General features: G+C 71.4%; 15 protein-coding genes. 10 read left to right on the top strand and 5 right to left on the bottom strand.

The annotated features are described in order from the left end of the window. Positions 1 to 42: 42 nt before the first annotated feature. Both ABEA62_RS06635 and ABEA62_RS06630 read right to left on the bottom strand, forming a co-directional pair. On the bottom strand, positions 43 to 477 hold the full coding sequence (locus ABEA62_RS06635; RefSeq protein ID WP_286215083.1) for a hypothetical protein: 435 nt from the start codon (positions 475 to 477) through the stop codon (positions 43 to 45). Next, complete coding sequence (locus tag ABEA62_RS06630) at positions 474 to 2,051, bottom strand: PspC domain-containing protein (protein WP_345379230.1); 1,578 nt, start codon at positions 2,049 to 2,051, stop codon at positions 474 to 476. The genes ABEA62_RS06635 and ABEA62_RS06630 overlap by 4 nt, the downstream gene beginning before the upstream one ends. Before the next feature lie 160 nt (positions 2,052 to 2,211). On the opposite strand from ABEA62_RS06630, the gene ABEA62_RS06625 reads away from it, so the two are divergent. Together ABEA62_RS06625 and ABEA62_RS06620 are read left to right on the top strand one after the other, a co-directional pair. Further along, a complete protein-coding gene (locus ABEA62_RS06625; RefSeq protein ID WP_286215086.1) occupies positions 2,212 to 3,228 on the top strand; it encodes a sensor histidine kinase in 1,017 nt (338 codons plus the stop codon). Beyond that, positions 3,225 to 3,875: a response regulator gene (locus ABEA62_RS06620; protein WP_286215088.1), complete on the top strand. Its 651-nt coding sequence runs from the start codon at positions 3,225 to 3,227 to the stop codon at positions 3,873 to 3,875. The genes ABEA62_RS06625 and ABEA62_RS06620 overlap by 4 nt, the downstream gene beginning before the upstream one ends. A gap of 12 nt (positions 3,876 to 3,887) precedes the next feature. Here the strand turns inward: ABEA62_RS06620 and ABEA62_RS06615 are convergent, their stop codons facing one another. Continuing rightward, complete coding sequence (locus tag ABEA62_RS06615) at positions 3,888 to 4,577, bottom strand: hypothetical protein (RefSeq protein WP_286215090.1); 690 nt, start codon at positions 4,575 to 4,577, stop codon at positions 3,888 to 3,890. A 232-nt stretch (positions 4,578 to 4,809) separates the two neighbouring features. Here ABEA62_RS06615 and ABEA62_RS06610 point away from each other — a divergent pair, with 232 nt between their 5' ends. From ABEA62_RS06610 to sucD, 7 genes are all read left to right on the top strand, one after another. Next, positions 4,810 to 6,312, top strand: coding sequence for a DEAD/DEAH box helicase (locus ABEA62_RS06610; protein ID WP_286215092.1), 1,503 nt, complete (start codon positions 4,810 to 4,812; stop codon positions 6,310 to 6,312). A 129-nt stretch (positions 6,313 to 6,441) separates the two neighbouring features. Next, positions 6,442 to 6,858 (top strand): hypothetical protein, encoded by a 417-nt coding sequence (locus ABEA62_RS06605; RefSeq protein ID WP_286215093.1) that lies wholly within the window; start codon positions 6,442 to 6,444, stop codon positions 6,856 to 6,858. Between the two features lie 324 nt (positions 6,859 to 7,182). Then, positions 7,183 to 9,543: a DNA helicase PcrA gene (pcrA, locus tag ABEA62_RS06600; RefSeq protein ID WP_345379224.1), complete on the top strand. Its 2,361-nt coding sequence runs from the start codon at positions 7,183 to 7,185 to the stop codon at positions 9,541 to 9,543. Between the two features lie 58 nt (positions 9,544 to 9,601). Then, on the top strand, positions 9,602 to 10,219 hold the full coding sequence (locus ABEA62_RS06595; protein ID WP_286215094.1) for a hypothetical protein: 618 nt from the start codon (positions 9,602 to 9,604) through the stop codon (positions 10,217 to 10,219). Positions 10,220 to 10,469: 250 nt separating this feature from the next. Continuing rightward, positions 10,470 to 11,426: an L-lactate dehydrogenase gene (locus ABEA62_RS06590; RefSeq protein ID WP_286215096.1), complete on the top strand. Its 957-nt coding sequence runs from the start codon at positions 10,470 to 10,472 to the stop codon at positions 11,424 to 11,426. Positions 11,427 to 11,544: 118 nt separating this feature from the next. After that, complete coding sequence (sucC, locus tag ABEA62_RS06585) at positions 11,545 to 12,717, top strand: ADP-forming succinate--CoA ligase subunit beta (protein WP_345379221.1); 1,173 nt, start codon at positions 11,545 to 11,547, stop codon at positions 12,715 to 12,717. A 9-nt stretch (positions 12,718 to 12,726) separates the two neighbouring features. Next, complete coding sequence (gene sucD, locus ABEA62_RS06580; RefSeq protein WP_286215098.1) at positions 12,727 to 13,611, top strand: succinate--CoA ligase subunit alpha; 885 nt, start codon at positions 12,727 to 12,729, stop codon at positions 13,609 to 13,611. 77 nt (positions 13,612 to 13,688) lie between these two features. On the opposite strand, the gene ABEA62_RS06575 is transcribed toward sucD, so the two are convergent. Then, positions 13,689 to 14,219: an endonuclease domain-containing protein gene (locus ABEA62_RS06575; RefSeq protein ID WP_286215100.1), complete on the bottom strand. Its 531-nt coding sequence runs from the start codon at positions 14,217 to 14,219 to the stop codon at positions 13,689 to 13,691. Between the two features lie 633 nt (positions 14,220 to 14,852). Here ABEA62_RS06575 and ABEA62_RS06570 point away from each other — a divergent pair. Continuing rightward, positions 14,853 to 16,202, top strand: coding sequence for a cell division protein PerM (locus ABEA62_RS06570; protein WP_345379214.1), 1,350 nt, complete (start codon positions 14,853 to 14,855; stop codon positions 16,200 to 16,202). Positions 16,203 to 16,280: 78 nt separating this feature from the next. Here ABEA62_RS06570 and ABEA62_RS12695 read toward each other — a convergent pair. Next, positions 16,281 to 16,430 (bottom strand): integrase core domain-containing protein (locus ABEA62_RS12695; RefSeq protein WP_425557993.1); only part of this gene is annotated, 150 nt, incomplete at its 5' end.

Below are 16,430 nucleotides of genomic sequence, written 5' to 3'. Positions count from 1 at the left end.
TGACCCGCGTTCCAGGTCGAAGTGACCCGGAACGCGGGCGGATCAGGATTCCTTGCGGCTTTCGGGCTCGGTCGGCGTCTCGGCGTCGCCCTGGTCCCACGTGCGGGCGGGCTCGCTCCACCGATGCGTCGACGCGGGGCTTGCCGCCGAGGGTGCCGTCCGCGGTGACGCCGCGGTGCGAGGGGACGATGCCGCGGAGGCGGCGAGGTTGGGTGCGGTGCCCACGGCATCGGCCTTCCGCTGGGCCGCGAGAGCGGCCCTCTCCTGCCGCGACTGGCGCGTGCCCGCCGCGATCGCGGAGAACAGCAGCCAGCCGCCCAGGGCCGTGAGCGACACGATCGCGACCAGCTCGAGGTCGATGTCGTAGCCGGACAGGGCCGCGATGAGGAAGCCTCCCGCGGCAGCGACGATCGCCCCCCAGATGGCCCCGGTGACGCGCTCTGCCGCGCCGCGGCGGGGTCGGATATCGGTGCTCATGGCTGGACCTCCTCGATCACGATCGTGTAGTACTCGTCGGCCGCGGTGGAGGCCAGGGTGATGCTGGGGGAGTCGGGGTTGGCCACCGAGAACGAGTCGCTCCCGAGCTCGCACCACACCCCACGGCTGGGCCAGTAGATCTCGCCCATCGCGCCGTCGACATCCACCGTGACTCCCGTGCCTGCCGCGACACGGAGCACGGTGTGCTGCGCGTCGAGTGTGACCCGGGTGTCCGAGGTCGCGTCAGTGAGCGACAGCAGGGCACGCGTGGTGCCCTCGGTGCTCGGCGCCTCGTCGGCAGCGTCGCACCATGCGGGCAGGGTGACCTGCGCGTAGTCGTCGGCGAAGACCGCGAGGGCGTCGAGGGTGGGCCCGGGAGCGGGCTCCGCGGAAGACACTTCGGGAACGGGCTCGCCGATCACGATGTCGCCGTCGCCGATGTCGATCCCGGTGACCTCCTCGCCGTCGCGCTCGATGCGGATCTCGGGGAAGTAGCGGTCGGCCCAGCCGTCGCGAATCTCCTCGGCCTCGATGATCATCACGGCCGTGGGGATGAGCAGCATCGCCGAGAGGAAGCCCAGAAAGCCCAGCTTGCGACCCGCGAGGGACACGAGCGCCAGGATGACGCCCAGTCCCGTCACGAACAGAGCGAACCACGCGACCAGGGGATGCACCACGAGCCAGTCGCGCCACGTCGCCCACGCGGTGCCCGCGGCGGAGATGACCAGCCACGCGAGCGTGAGGAGTCCGAAGGGCGCGCCGGGGCCGGGAACTCGCGGGGTGCGCGGGGGGACGGGGGGAGCGGGCGGCGCCGCGTAGTACGCGGGGGGCGGAGTGGGCGCCGCACCCGGCGGCGGCGGGGTGGTCGACCATGCGGCGGCGCCAGCCGCGGCCTCGGCACGCGCGACGGCCTCGTTGGCCTGCCGTCCCGCGGCCTCCCATTGGGCGGCGCGCTGGCGCTGACGCTCGGCCGCCCATGCGGGCGGAGCGGCGTAGACGGGCGGCGCACCGTCGGGGCCGGTGGGACCGTGAGGACCCGCGGCGTACTGCCCGCCGGCGTCGGCACGGCCGCGACGCGCGAGCACCACGATGAGCACGATCACGCCGGCAATGATCGCGAGCGGGATGAGGACCGCGAGGGCGACGCCCACCACCCGGACGATGCCGTCGGAGGCAAAGCCGGAGTCCCACGGCCATCCGGTCATGTCCCACGGCCAGCCGTTCCAGGGACTGCGGTTGTCGCCCAGGTTGACGAGGCCCAGCAGGGCGACGATGCCGATTCCGATGAGCGCACCCACGTTGGGAACGCCGCGTCCGAAGTCCTGAATGATGATGCGGCCCTGGCGATCCGGCAGCAGCGCCCAGGCAGCCGCGTAGGCGAGCAACACGAGCCCGTTGAGCAGGATCGCGAGACCCACGACTCCCGCGCGGGTCCAGCCGATCGACCAGCCCAGCTTCTCGGCGAGCCCGCTCGCGACGCCGCTGAAGACGCGCGAGTCGCTGCGGGTGATGTTCCAGCCGCGGATGGTGGTGAAGAACCCGGCCTCGGTGGGCGGGGTCTGTGGGTCAGTCATGTCAGTCCTCCGATTCTTCTTCGAGTCTGGCCCCGCGTTCCCGGCGCGCGCTATGAGGGAAGCCCCTGATTCGGCCCCTGATCCTGGACGCGCCCGCCCGTCCCCGGCATCGTCCGCATGGCCGAGGGCGCCCCGACGCCCCCTGTGCGAACCTGGTCCCATGACCGCCGCGGCACCGCGCCTCGCGCGGCCGCTGGAGCGCCGCTCCCCGGCCGCGCAATGGTGGCGCGCCACGTTGGGGGCCGTGCTGCTCGCGTTCGCGGCGACGATGCTGGTGCACCGCTACGAGTGGGCGCGGCTGTCCTGGTGGTTGCTTCCGCTGCTGATGTTCGTCGTCGCGGTGGTGCTGGTGTGGAGCCCGCTTGAGAACGCCGCTCAGCTCGACGCGCGCAGGCCGGACAAGGGCCTGTTCTCGCGAGACGCGTGGCTCAGGGCCGCGGCGGGGCTTGCCCTCGCGCTCGGTGCGCTCGCGTGGTTTGGCGCGGGGACCGCGGAGTGGAACCCGCTCGTGCGCTTCCTCGTGGTGCCCGTGGTCGCGATCCTCGGCGTGGCGCTGGTGCTCGCGCCGTGGTGGCTCAGGCTGATCCGGCAGGTGCGCGTCGAGCGCGAGCGCCGGGTGCGCGAGTTCGAGCGCGCGGAGATCGCCGCCCACCTGCACGACTCGGTGCTGCAGACGCTCACGCTGATTCGCGCCAAGGCGGACGATCCGGAGGCCGTCGCGCGGCTCGCGCGTGCTCAGGAGCGCGACCTGCGCTCGTATCTCTACCAGGAGCGTCGGTCGACCTCGGAGTCGGTGGCGACGGCCCTCGCCGCGGTGGTCGCCGAGGTCGAGGACGCTCACGGCATCCAGGTCGAGCTCGTGACGGTGGGAGACGCGCCCACGTCGGTGCCGTTGGCCGCCGCGGTCCAGGCGGTGCGCGAGGCCGTGGTCAACGCCGCGCGCCACGCCCACGCGCCGTACTCGGTCTACGCCGAGGTCACGGCCACGTCGCTCGAGGTGTTCGTCCGCGACGGCGGTCCCGGCTTCGATCCCGCGGCGGTGCCCGCCGGTCGGCTGGGAATCTGCGAGTCGATCGTGGGGCGCGTCACGCGCCGCGGGGGAACGGCAGAGATCAGTTCGCGACCGGGTGGCCGCACGGAGGTCGCCATCACCAGCCCCAAGGAGGATCCGCGATGAGTGTCACCGTGGTGATTGTCGACGACCACGACGTGATCAGGGTCGGGGTGCGCGAAAGCCTCGACGCCGGGATCGACGTGGTGGGCGAGGCGCGCGACGTCGAGTCCGCGATCGCGGAGGTGCGCGCGAAGGCGCCGCAGGTGGTGATCCTCGACGTGCATCTGCCAGGCGGCACCGGGGGAGGCGCGCTCGACGTGCTCGCGGAGATCCTCCACCGGCCAGGGGCGCCTCGCGTGCTCGCGCTGTCCGTGTCCGATGCGGCGGACGACGTGGTCGCGACGGTGCGCGCGGGGGCACGCGGCTATGTCACCAAGTCGATCTCGGGGCCGGACCTGTCGGATGCGGTGCGCCGGGTCGCGGGAGGGGACGCGGTGTTCTCGCCGCGGCTCGCGGGATTCGTGCTCGACGCCTTCGGTGCGGCGGGCGGCGAGGTCGCGGCGGCCGACGAGGACCTCGACAAGCTCACCGAGCGCGAGCAGGAGGTCATGCGCCTCATCGCGCGCGGCTACACGTACCGCGAGGTCGCGGAGAAGCTGTTCATCTCGATCAAGACGGTCGAGACCCACGTGGGCAAGGTGCTGCACAAGCTGCAGCTGTCCAACCGTCATGAGCTTGCGCACTGGGCGGCGCAGCGACGCATCGTCTAGCAACGGGCCGCGTTACCCGAAAAGCGCGACAGCGCGCGCGATCACGAGCGCGAGCAGGACGAATCCCGAGAAGGCCTGCAACCCCATGAGCGCCTTGGCGCGCCCCGACAGGGGAATCGAGTCGGAGGCGGAGAACGCCATCGAGTTCGACAGCGACGAGTAGAGATAGTCGCCGAACCGCGGCCTCCAACCGGACTCGCGCGACGATGCCGCGGCGACCTCCTCGATCGCGTCGTGGTCCTCGTCCTGGGCGAAGCGCAGGTCGGCGGGCGGGAGATCCGCGCGCAGGGGAGTGAACCGCGTGACGGGGCCGCCTCGATCCAGCTCCCAGAGCACGAGTGCGAACGCGATGACGTTGGTGAGCCACACCTGTGCGGCGGCGAGCAGCAGGCCGGGCCCCGAGTCGGCGGGCGGGTCGACCAGCGTCGCGAGCAGCGTGACGAGCGCGACCTGGTTGGCGGCCGCGAGCAGTAGCGCCTGGCTCACGCTGAGCCGGCGCGTCCACGTGGTCTGGCGTCGCATGCGCACGGGGTTGACGGCGATGAGCGGCACCAGCAGCACCAGCCCCACCGCGGCGACGCCGTAACGCATGCCCGGCAGAAACGTCGACGGCAGCGCGAGATACAGCCCGAGCGCGATCAGCAGCGCGACCACCGCGGGCCAACGATGCTCTCCGTGTCCGGGTGGGTGTTCGATGGCCATGGCTCGATTGTGCTCTTACCTGATACCCTCGGTGGTACTTGCAGGACCACCCCCGGTCCTCCTGCGTCGCAGATTGCTTCCACTTCTCGCCAGCGCCTGGCCTACAGGCCGCGCGGCTCGTAGAAATTCTCTCCGGCGAACGAGCGCGGATTCCTCCGCCTTCGCCACCACCGCCGGTGACCTGACCGCTTGAGGTCTGCGCGCATCGGCCCATGCCACGAAGGGCACTCACGTGACTTCCACGACTTTCGCCGAACTCGGCGTTCCCACACACCTCACCGACGTCCTCGAGCGCGAGGGCAAGACCCACGCGTTCCCGATCCAGGTCGACACGCTCCCCGACACGCTCGCGGGACGCGACGTGCTGGGGCGCGGCCGCACCGGCTCCGGCAAGACGCTCGCGTTCTCCCTGCCGATGGTCGCGCGACTAGGCCAGGCGGGCGGCCGTGCGCGCCCGGGCAAGCCCCGCGCGCTCGTGCTCGCCCCCACCCGCGAGCTTGCGACGCAGATCGACGCCGTCATCGCGCCGCTCGCCGCCGCATACGGCCTCACCACCACCACGATCTTCGGCGGCGTGAGCCAGCACCGCCAGGAGCAGGCGCTCGGACGCGGCGTCGACATCGTCGTGGCCTGCCCCGGCCGTCTCGAGGACCTCATGCGTCAGCGTCACGTGTCGCTCGACGCGGTCGAGATCACCGTGCTCGACGAGGCCGACCACATGGCCGACCTCGGCTTCCTGCCCGGCGTCACGCGCATCATGACCGCGACTCCCGCCAAGGGCCAGCGACTCCTGTTCTCCGCGACGCTCGACAACGGCGTGGACAAGCTCGTCAAGCGCTTCCTGTCGAACCCGATTATGCACTCGGTCGACACCGAGTCCAGCCCGGTCGAGGCCATGACGCACCACGTGCTGCACGTCGCGGGCGCGGATGCCAAGCGCGACGTGGTCCAGGCACTTGCCTCGGGTCGCGGCCGCCGCATCCTGTTCATGCGCACCAAGCACCAGGCGAAGAAGCTCGCGAAGCAGCTCACGGCGGCGGGCATCCCCGCGGTCGACCTGCACGGCAACCTGTCGCAGGCCGCGCGTGACCGCAACCTTGCCGCCTTTGCCGGCAACACTCACCGCGTGCTGGTCGCGACGGACGTCGCCGCTCGCGGCGTGCACGTCGACGGCGTCGAGCTGGTGGTCCACGTGGACCCGCCGGCCGAGCACAAGGCGTACCTCCACCGCTCGGGCCGCACGGCTCGCGCCGGCTCCGCGGGCGACGTGGTGACCGTGGTGCTTCCCGAGCAGCGCCGCGAGACCGAGCAGCTCCTGCGCAAGGCCGCGATCCGCGTCCGCCCCCAGGCCGTCAACGCGGCATCCGCCGAGGTTGTCGCGTTGATCGGCGAGGTGGCACCGTTCGTGGCTCCGGCCGATGCCGTGGTTCCGGGCACCCCCACGCAGCAGCGTGGGCAGGGGTCGCGCTCGCGCGGCAACGGCGGTGCCGGTGGTGCGGGCGGCCGCGGTCGCCGCGGTGGGCAGGCACGTGCCGGGCAGCCGCGCACGGGCTCCGGCTCGGCCACGGGTGCGCAGTCGCGTCCTCAGGGCCACGGTGCACACGGTGGCCAGGGCTCGACCGGCGGCGCGTCCCGCGCGGGAGGCGCGTCCTCCGGCGCCTCTCACTCGGGCGGTGCCGCCGCGTTCTCGAGCCGTGGTGGCTCGGGCGGCGGTCGCGCGCGTCGTTCGCGCTAGCTTCCCTCGCTCGCTCCCGGCGCTCCGCACGGAGTCCGGAGCGACACTCCGATGGACGGTCCCGCAGGGGGCCGTCCATCGGCGTTTCCGGGTCTTGTGGAATCGCCGCGAATCGGATATCTGTGGCACATGCCCCGCGGCGATGCGAAACCCCTGGTCGGGCGTCGGTTCCAGATCGACAGCCGAGACCTGCCCCGTGCCTTCGCGCACGACGGAGACGACCCGCTGCGCGCGCACGCCTTCTGGACCGCCTGGCCGCGTCGCGACAGGGACGGCACGCTGCGTGCCGAGAGGATCGGTGCGCTCGCGCGTCTGTCTCCCCGCCTGCGGGTGCTCGCAGAGGATCCGCGTCCCGAGCTGCGCGTCACCTACGCGCTGTGCTTCTCGATCCTCGCGTGGGCGGGACGCGCGCCGTCGGATCGCGAGGTGTGGCGCACGCTGCTGGGCCTGAGCAAGTACGACGACGACCCCGCGGTGCGCGCGGCCGCCGAGGAGGCGCTCGCGATCTTCGAGCGACTGGGCACGGTCGCGCGCGACGTGGCGTGAGTTCCAGCGCCTGCTCCCCACCTGCCCCCACCCCGCACCCGTCCCGCGCCCCTCTTGCGGCTCCGCCACCCCGCGCCCACCCCGCGCCCCTCTTGCGGCTCCGCCACACAAGCCGCCCGGGGCATCGTCCCTGAGCGCGCCTCCGGGCGCGACACGCCGGCGACACGCCGAGACCCGTGTGGCGGAGCCGCGATTCCGTGTGGCGGAGCCGCGGGGGCGGCGCGCGGGAGAGGCGCGGAGCCGCGGAAGGCAGGTGAGGCGGCGCGGAAGGCAGGTGAGGAGGCGCGCCCGACGGTCGGAGCCAGCGCCTAGACTTTCCGGGTCATGGATGCGCTCTTCGACCTCTCTGAGGCCCCCCAGTCCCCGCTCGTCTCCGGGCTCAACCCGCCGCAGGCCGAGGCCGTGCTCCACGCGGGCGACGCGCTGCTCATCATGGCGGGAGCGGGATCGGGCAAGACCCGCGTCCTCACGCATCGGATCGCGCACCTGCTCGAGGCGGGGCGCGCGCGTCCGCACCAGATCCTCGCGATCACCTTCACCAACAAGGCGGCGGCCGAGATGCGCGAGCGTGTCGAGGCGCTCGTGGGCCCCGAGGCACGCGGCATGTGGGTGTCGACGTTCCACAGCGCGTGCGTGCGCATCCTGCGCAGCGACCACGAGCTCGCGGGGCTCAGCAGCTCCTTCTCGATCTACGACACGTCGGACTCGATCAACCTCATGAAGCTCGTCATGAAGGAGCTCGACCTCGACCCCAAGAAGTTCACCCCCCGCGCTCTGCTGGGACGGATCGGGAAGTTCAAGGACGAGCTGATCGACCCCGAGGTTGCGCTTGCGGGGGCCGCGATGGCGTCGCGCTTCTCAATCGAGCATGCCGCCGCGCACGCGTATCCGCTGTACCAGCGCCGGCTCGCGGCGGCCAACGCCGTCGACTTCGACGACATCATCGTGCGCACGGTGCGGCTTCTCCAGGATCACCCGCAGGTGGCGCGCGCGTATCGCGAGCGCTTCCGCCACATCCTGGTCGATGAGTACCAGGACACCAACCACGCGCAGTATGTGCTCGTGCGCGAGCTGGTCGGGCCCGCCGACGATGCAAGCCTCCCGCCCGCCGAGCTCACGGTCGTCGGTGACGCTGACCAGTCGATCTACGCGTTCCGCGGCGCGACCATTCGCAACATCCTCGAGTTTGAAAAGGACTATCCGAACGCGCACATCGTGCGCCTCGAGCAGAACTACCGTTCGACGCAGAACATCCTGTCCGCGGCCAACGCGGTGATCGCGAACAACTCGGACCGCCGTCCCAAGAACCTGTGGACGGACTCGGGCGCGGGCGCGACCATCACGGGCTACGCCGCGGACACCGAGCAGGGCGAGGCGCAGTACATCGCGACCGAGATCCGCCGCCTCATCGACGCGAACGAGGCCCAGCCTTCGGACATCGCGATCATGTACCGCGCGAACGCGCAGTCCCGCGCGATCGAGGAGCGCTTCATCCGCGCCGAGATCCCCTACAAGGTCGTCGGCGGCACGCGCTTCTATGAGCGCAAGGAGATCAAGGACATGCTCGCGTACCTCGCCGCCGTGGTGAACGAGGATGACGACATCGCGACCCGCCGCATCATCAACACGCCCAAGCGTGGAATCGGGGACACGGCGGTGGACTCCGTCGAGGCGGTGCGCCGCTCGCTCGCGCTCGCTGGCGAGCAGGTGAGCTTCGGGACGTCGCTGAGGCGCCTGGACGATGCCGGGCTTGCGGCCCGCTCGCGGCGCGCCATCGAGGACTTCGTGCGGCTCATGGACGACCTGCGCGCGCTCGCGAAGGACAACGGCGCTGCGGGGGTGCTCGACGCGATCGCGGACCGCAGCGGCATGCTGGCGTCGCTGCGATCGAGCGAAGACCCGCAGGACGCGAGCCGCATCGAGAACATCATGGAGCTCGTCGCGGTGGGGCGTGAGTTCTCCGAGGACAACCCCGAGGGCACGCTCGCCGACTTCCTCGAGAAGGTCGCGCTGGTCGCCGATGCCGATCAGGTGCCCGATGCCGACGGCACCGGCGGCGTGGTCACGATGATGACCCTGCACACCGCGAAGGGCCTCGAGTTCCCCGTGGTCTTCCTCACGGGCATGGAGGACGGCACGTTCCCGCACATGCGGTCGATCGAGTCGGGCGACCTCAAGGACATGGAGGAGGAGCGGCGCCTTGCCTACGTGGGCCTCACTCGCGCGCGCGAGCGGCTCTACCTCACGCGAGCCGAGGCGCGGTCCTCGTGGGGATCCCCGCAGTACTTCGGCGCGAGCCGCTTTGTCGAGGAGATCCCGGCCGATCTCATGACGTGGACGCGCGCCGCGGTCACGATGTCCTCGCTGCGTGCCACCTCGGACCGCGGCAGCTCCCGCTCCGGCGCATGGTCGGGCATGGGCTACGGCGGCAACCAGGATCGCGAGGACGGCAACACGTATTCGCGCGCGGGTGCGGTCAGCACGCGGCGGGTGCCGCCGAGCCCGCCGGGCGTGGGCTCGGGGGACATCGGCTTCGAGGTGGGCGAGCGCGTGCTGCACGACAAGCACGGCATGGGCAAGGTCGTGGGCACCGAGGGCGTGGGCCGCAACGCGGTGGTCAAGGTCGACTTCGGCGGCGACGTGAAGCGCCTCGTGTTGCGCTTCAACAACCTCGACAAGCTGTAGCCGCCAGCGCTAGCATTCCCCCAGGTAGGCGTCGGTGCCGACGCCTCATGGGGGGACGATGCGCGGGTGGGCCTGGGCGGGAGCGGTCGCCGTGGCGGTGATCGTGGCCGCGCTCGCGGTGCCCTGGGTGCCGGCGGCGGCCGTCAGCACGGTGCCGGTCGAGCGCGAGTGGACGCTCACGGACGAGCAGTCGGGCCACTGCGTCGACGTCGGCTTCTCCACCACGCTTGAGGGCACGGAGCGACGCCCCGTGATCGCGGCGCTGCCGTGGCGCGTGTGGACGGACACGTCGCTCGTGGGCGACACGATCGCGAGCGTGCACGCCGGCACCGGTTGCACGGGCGTGGGCGAGCTCAGCGCCATCGACGCAGGGATCGTGGTGGGGGATGCGACGTGCGGCGAGTGGGACTTCGGGCCGCCGTCGATGGGCGACTCGCTCGCCGAGATGACGTTCGGCTGCGACGAGACCTCACTGCGCTTCGATGTCGGGAGCCTCGACGCGGCAACCGGCACGGAGTCGCACCAGGAGGTGTACCCGTGGTGGGGCATCGGCCGCGACGGCTGCATCGAGGTCGTCGCGTGGGCGACCATCAGCTCGACGCGCGGTGAAGCGGCGTTCTCGGCTAGCGTCCCCGGTCCCGAGCGCGCGACCTTCTGCCTGTCCGACGCGGACTGAACCCGCGCATCGTCCGATCCAAGCGCAACTCCGCACCCGCGCCGGCACCCGAACCCTGCGCACGTCACACATCTGACGCCGGGTAATCCGGAGTCCCCGTGTGGCTCGCGCGCACCGGTCGCCAGATGTGTGACTTCCGGAACGGGGGGTGGGGTCGGGGTGCGGGGAAAAGGGACGCGAGCGAGGTGGGGGCGCGGCCCGGGCGGGCGGACTAGGCTCGTACCCGGATCATCGAACCTCCGGAGGAACCATGGAAACCAAGACGTCGAAGGTGTCGATCGTGGGTGCGGGAGCCGTGGGCTCGACCCTCGCATACGCGGGACTGATGCGCGGATTCGCGCGTACCGTGGCGCTCTACGACATCAACAAGGCCAAGGTCGAGGCGGAGGCGCTCGACCTCGCGCAGGGCATCCAGTTCATGCCCGAGGCGACCGTGCTCGGCTCGAACGACGTCGGCGTGGTGGAGGGCTCGGACGTGGTCGTCATCACCGCCGGCGCCAAGCAGCAGCCCGGCCAGAGCCGCATGGACCTGGCCGGTGCGACCATCTCGCTCATGGACAAGGTCCTGCCGCCGCTGCTCGAGGCCGCGCCCGACGCGATCTACATCCTGGTCACGAACCCCGTCGACGTGGTCACGTACGCGGCCATCAAGAAGTCGGGCATGGACCCGGCGCACATGTTCGGCTCGGGCACGGTGCTGGACAGCTCGCGCCTGCGCCACGAGATCGCGCGAGAGTGCGACGTCGCCGTGGGCAACGTGCACGCCTACATCGCGGGCGAGCACGGCGACACCGAGGTCGCGCTGTGGTCGTCGGCGACCATCGGCGGCCTGCCGCTCAACGAGTGGAAGGGTCGCGACGGCAAGGTCGTCATGACCGAGGACGTGCGTGAGCGCATCCACCACGACGTCATGCGCTCCGCCTACACGATCATCGAGGGCAAGGGCGCGACCAACTACGCGATCGGCGCCGCCGGCGCGCGCATCGTCGAGGCGGTCCTGGGCGACCAGCGCCGCGTCCTGCCGGTCTCGACGCTCATCGAGTACCCCGGCGTCGGCGAGGTCTGCATGTCCCTGCCGGCCGTCGTGGGACGCAACGGCATCGAGCACCAGGTGCAGGTGCCGGTGGACGATGCCGAGAGGGCGGCGCTCGACGCGTCCGCCGCGTCGATTCGTGAGACCGCGACGAGGTTCGGCGCGGGCGGCTGAGCGCACGACGGCGGGCAGGGGACCATGGTCCCGAATGGGCGGCCGATCTCGGTAGGCTGAGCCTGGACCATCGGACCAGCGCGCCGACGAGGGCGCGCGTATCGCGTGAGGACAGTGCATGGACCTGTACGAGTACCAGGCGCGCGACATGTTCGAGAAGCACGGCGTACCCGTGCTTCCCGGAATCGTCGCCACGACCCCCGCCGAGGCACGCGCCGCGGCAGAGCAGCTGGGCGGCGGCGTGGTCGTCGTCAAGGCGCAGGTGAAGACCGGAGGCCGCGGCAAGGCCGGTGGCGTCAAGGTCGCCCGCTCCCCCGAGGAGGCCGAGGCACACGCCGCGGCGATCCTGGGCATGGACATCAAGGGCCACACGGTCCACCGCGTGATGATCGCGGCCGGCGCGCAGATCGCCGAGGAGTACTACTTCAGCGTGCTGCTCGACCGCGCCGAGCGGCGCTACCTCGCGATGTGCTCGGTCGAGGGCGGCATGGAGATCGAGCAGCTCGCGGTCGAGCGTCCCGACGCCCTCGCGCGCGTCGCGGTCGACCCGCTGGTGGGCATCGATGCCGCGAAGGCCGCCGAGATCGTCGCCGTCGCGAACTTCCCCGAGGACCTGCGCGGTCCCGTCGCGGACGTCATTCAGAAGCTGTGGACCGTCTACGCCGAGGAAGACGCGACCCTGGTCGAGGTCAACCCGCTCGTCCGCACCGAGGACGGGAGCATCGTCGCCCTCGACGGCAAGGTGACGCTCGACGAGAACGCGGGCTTCCGCCACGCCGACCACGAGGCGCTCGAGGACAAGGCCGCGGCCGACCCCCTCGAGGCCAAGGCCAAGGCGCTCGACCTCAACTACGTCAAGCTCGACGGCGCGGTGGGAATCATCGGCAACGGCGCGGGGCTCGTGATGTCCACGCTCGACGTGGTCGCGTACGCGGGCGAGCAGTTCGGCGGGGTCAAGCCCGCGAACTTCCTCGACATCGGTGGCGGCGCGTCCGCGGCCGTGATGGCCAACGGCCTCGACGTGATCCTCAACGATCCTCAGGTGAAGAGCGTGTTCGTCAACGTCTTCGGCGGCATCACCAGCTGCATCGAGGTCGCCAACGGAATCGTCGGCGCGCTCGAGACGCTGGGCGACGAGGCCTCGAAGCCCCTCGTGGTGCGCCTCGACGGCAACGCCGTCGAGGAGGGCCGCGCGATCCTGGCCGCCGCCAACCACCCGCTCGTGACCATCGTCGAGACCATGGACGGCGCGGCGGCGAAGGCCGCAGAGCTCGCCGCCGCGGCCGCCTAAGGAGCACTCATGGCCATCTTCCTCACCGCAGACTCCAAGGTCGTCGTCCAGGGCATGACCGGCTCGGAGGGCATGAAGCACACCACGCGCATGCTCGCCTCGGGCACGCAGATCGTGGGCGGCGTCAACCCGCGCAAGGCCGGCGAGCAGGTCGACTTCCCCGGCGACGTCACGATTCCCGTATTCGGCTCGGTCGCCGATGCCATGGCCGCGACGGGCGCCGACGTCTCGGTGGTCTTCGTGCCGCCCGCCTTCACCAAGGCGGCGGTCATCGAGGCCGTCGACGCCGGCATGCCGCTCATCGTCATCATCACCGAGGGCGTTCCCGTCGCCGACACCGCGGAGTTCTTCGCGTACGCGCAGTCCAAGGGCACGCGGCTCATCGGCCCCAACTGCCCCGGCCTCATCACGCCCGGCCAGTCGAACGTGGGCATCACCCCCGCGACCATCACCGGACCCGGACGGATCGGCCTCGTGTCGAAGTCCGGCACGCTGACCTATCAGATGCTGTTCGAACTGCGCGACCTGGGCTTCTCGACCGCCGTCGGAATCGGTGGCGACCCGATCGTGGGCACCACCCACATCGACTGCCTCGAGGCCTTCGAGAACGACCCAGACACCGCGGCGATCGTGATGATCGGCGAGATCGGCGGCGACGCCGAGGAGCGCGCGGCCGCCTACATCAAGGAGCACGTGACCAAGCCCGTGGTGGGCTACGTCGCGGGCTTCGAGGCGCCCGAGGGCAAGACGATGGGCCACGCCGGCGCGATCGTGTCCGGCTCTGCGGGCACCGCCCAGGCCAAGAAGGAGGCACTCGAGGCCGCCGGCGTCAAGGTCGGCAAGACCCCGTCTGAGACGGCGCGCCTCATGCGGGAGATCCTCACCGCTTCCTGACAGTCTCCGTCCACCTGACACATGGGTGCTCGAACGGCGCGGTACTCGAGCACCCATGTGTCAGTCAGGGGTGTCAGTCAGGGTCTGGGCCGGCGCGTCGCGAGGACTCGCAGCAGCATCTCCCGGCACCACTCGGGCCGCTCGCGCAGGTCCCGAAACGAAAACCTGACGGTGTGCCAGCCTTCGGATGCGAACTCGACGTCCCTGGTGCGATCACTGTCGACGGCAGTGCGCGACGAGTGATAGCCCGCGCCGTCGAGCTCGATCACCACGCGGCGCGCGCGGTGCAGCGAATCTGCGGTCCGGTCCCGTCCGGCGATCCGCATTGCGACGTGCCATTCGAGGTCGCGGAAGCGCTGGCCCGTGAAGACTTCGCGCCTCGCCATCACCTCCGAAGGAGACGTCGCACCGTCCAAGAAGTCGCCCATGATGGCATCGAAATGCGCACGGTCGGGTAGGCGACGCCGGCGCGCGGCTTCCGAAATCAGTCGCCTCGCGCCCACGATCTTCAGCCACAACGCCTGGTAGAGAATGTCCTTGCGGCGGTGCGCTGGGGCTCGGGCCCACGCGTCGAGCAGGGCGTCCTCGGCTGCCAGGCACGGCACCATTCGAAAGGTGGACCTGGTGCGAGGCATAGGGCGTCGGCTGAGGTCCAGCCACGAAGGCGGGCGCGCATTCCAGTGCGGCGGCCCGATTGCTCTCACTCTTGCCGGGGCGGCGAAGCGTGGATTCGCAAGGTGAAGGGCGGACTCTCCGCCGATGAGTATCCGGCCCTTGCTCCACACTCGCACGGCGGCGCACCGTACGCGATGGTCCAGCGCGAGGTCTCCCGCGACGTAGATCCCTGGCAGCACCGAGACCAGTTCGCTGTGCGCGACTGCTGACTCGAGTCCGCGGCGCCCGATGGCGGCGAGAACCTCGGCGCGCGTCAGCGCCGGCTCGAAAGGCCCGTGGAGGCGCGCGAGGAGCTCCTCGATTGCGCGCGAGACGCGAGCGTGACGGGTCATGCGTCATGGTCCGTCGCGGGGCTCGGCGCGTGCAGGTGACCGCGAGAATCTGTGGACAGCGACGTCACCCCGCGCCCCGCTGACACAACAGTGTCCAGAACGCTGCGAAATCGGGCACCCACGTGTCAGCGAGACGGGGTAGGGGGCGACGGAGCGGACGGGGCAGCAGGACGCGGTCCGGACCCCGCGCGCCGGTCCGCCGCATTGCGACCGCGCCGCGCGACCATGGATGCCATGCCCTTCGACCCGCCGCGCCCGGCATCAACCCCGCGCCCGGACCCCGCGCCGCGCAGTTCGCGTCCCGCTCGCGCGCCGCGCGCCGTGCGCCGTGCGATCAGTCGCATGCGTGAGGCGCTGCCCGGGTGGGCCGGCGGTGTCCTCACGGGGCTGCAGGGCGTGCTGTTGTCCTATCTCGTGGTGCTCGCCCCCGCGCTCGCGGCGGTCGCGGGCGCGCCGAGCCTCGACGGCTCGGCCGCGGTCGATTGGTCGGGTGCCGCGACCGTGGCGACCCGCCTGTGGCTGCTCGGGCACGGCGTTCCGGTTCCGGCGGGTGACGGCGTCGTGTCGCTCGTGCCGCTGGGCATGGTGCTGTTGAGCGGCGCGATCCTCGCGTCCGTCGCGCGCCGCTTCGCGGTCAAGACGTGGACCAGCTGGGGACTCGCCGTCGCGGCCTTTGCCGGGGGTGCTGGGGTGATTGCGGGGCTGGCGACCGCCGCGACCGACTCGACCACGGCATCGGTCCTGCGGGCCACGACCGTGGGCGCGCTGATCGCCGCGCCGGCGGTGGCGATCGGGATCTGGCGCGCATACGGCGCGCGCCTCGAGATGCTCGACCGCATCCCCGCGACGATCCGTGCGGGGCTGCGCCTGGGCCTTGCGACGCTCGCCCTGGTGCTCCTGCTGGCCGCGGCAGCCGGAACTGCGTGGGCGGTGCTGGGGATGGACCGCGTCGCATCCACGGCGACCGGCCTCGCGATGGACCCGCTGGGCGCGGGCGCGCTCGCGCTGGGCGAGGTGCTCTACGTGCCCACGCTCGCGTGCTGGATGGTCGCGTGGGTGATCGGTCCCGGCTTCGTGGTGGGCACAGGGTCGCTGTACGCGCCCGACACCCTGACGGAGGCCGCGCTGCCGCAGCTACCCCTGCTCGGCGCGCTGCCGTCGGGCTCCGGTGGATGGTGGGTATGGGCACCGGCGGTTGTGGCGGCACTCTCGGCGCTCGCGTTCGCGCTGCTCCACCGACGCGTGGGCCGTGGGTGGGCCGGGGCACGCGCGGCGGGCACCGCCGTCGCGGTGGTCGCCGCGGGTCTCGCTGTGCTCACGATGGTGTCGCGCGGGTCGATTGGCCCCGGGGCGCTCGCGGTCGCTGGCGCCGAGGTCGTGCCCGTCACGATCGTGGGAACCGCCCTGGTCGCGGGTGGCTACGCCGCGGTGTGGGGCGCACGCGAGGGGTGGCGGTGGCTGCGCTCTCGCGGGAATGATGCCGGTCGCACGGAAGATGCCGGTCGCGCCGGTGAGGATGCCGTGGGTCAGGGCGAGGTGTCGGCGGGCGGGGTGAGGCCCCAGCGCTCGAGCAGGTTGATGTAGGCCTGCGGGAGTCTCGAGCGTTCGCGAGGGCGCCTGGCGCTGAAGTTGACCCCGTTTCCCGGACAGGTAGTTGGTTGGTCATGCGGCCAGCGCGAGCTGGCGGCGTTCGTACTCTAGCGGGCTGAGGTAGCCCAGGGCGCTGTGGCGTCGGCGGGCGTTGTACCAGCCGTCGATCCAGGTGTAGGAGCCTCGCCGGGCATCCTCGATGGTCGCGAAGACGTGCCGGTG

This window comes from Demequina sediminis (assembly GCF_039545075.1).
GTDB classification, from domain to species: Bacteria; Actinomycetota; Actinomycetes; order Actinomycetales; family Demequinaceae; genus Demequina; species Demequina sediminis.
The sequence above is the reverse complement of the archived record's forward strand: the minus strand, read 5'-3'. Positions and strand labels throughout refer to the sequence as shown.

Coding starts and splice junctions, on each gene's coding strand:
- ABEA62_RS06635 (WP_286215083.1), bottom strand. CDS start 477: ATGAGCACCGATATCCGACCCCGCCGCGGCGCGGCAGAGCGCGTCACC.
- ABEA62_RS06630 (WP_345379230.1), bottom strand. CDS start 2,051: ATGACTGACCCACAGACCCCGCCCACCGAGGCCGGGTTCTTCACCACC.
- ABEA62_RS06625 (WP_286215086.1), top strand. CDS start 2,212: ATGACCGCCGCGGCACCGCGCCTCGCGCGGCCGCTGGAGCGCCGCTCC.
- ABEA62_RS06620 (WP_286215088.1), top strand. CDS start 3,225: ATGAGTGTCACCGTGGTGATTGTCGACGACCACGACGTGATCAGGGTC.
- ABEA62_RS06615 (WP_286215090.1), bottom strand. CDS start 4,577: ATGGCCATCGAACACCCACCCGGACACGGAGAGCATCGTTGGCCCGCG.
- ABEA62_RS06605 (WP_286215093.1), top strand. CDS start 6,442: ATGCCCCGCGGCGATGCGAAACCCCTGGTCGGGCGTCGGTTCCAGATC.
- pcrA (WP_345379224.1), top strand. CDS start 7,183: ATGGATGCGCTCTTCGACCTCTCTGAGGCCCCCCAGTCCCCGCTCGTC.
- ABEA62_RS06595 (WP_286215094.1), top strand. CDS start 9,602: ATGCGCGGGTGGGCCTGGGCGGGAGCGGTCGCCGTGGCGGTGATCGTG.
- ABEA62_RS06590 (WP_286215096.1), top strand. CDS start 10,470: ATGGAAACCAAGACGTCGAAGGTGTCGATCGTGGGTGCGGGAGCCGTG.
- sucC (WP_345379221.1), top strand. CDS start 11,545: ATGGACCTGTACGAGTACCAGGCGCGCGACATGTTCGAGAAGCACGGC.
- sucD (WP_286215098.1), top strand. CDS start 12,727: ATGGCCATCTTCCTCACCGCAGACTCCAAGGTCGTCGTCCAGGGCATG.
- ABEA62_RS06575 (WP_286215100.1), bottom strand. CDS start 14,219: ATGGTGCCGTGCCTGGCAGCCGAGGACGCCCTGCTCGACGCGTGGGCC.
- ABEA62_RS06570 (WP_345379214.1), top strand. CDS start 14,853: ATGCCCTTCGACCCGCCGCGCCCGGCATCAACCCCGCGCCCGGACCCC.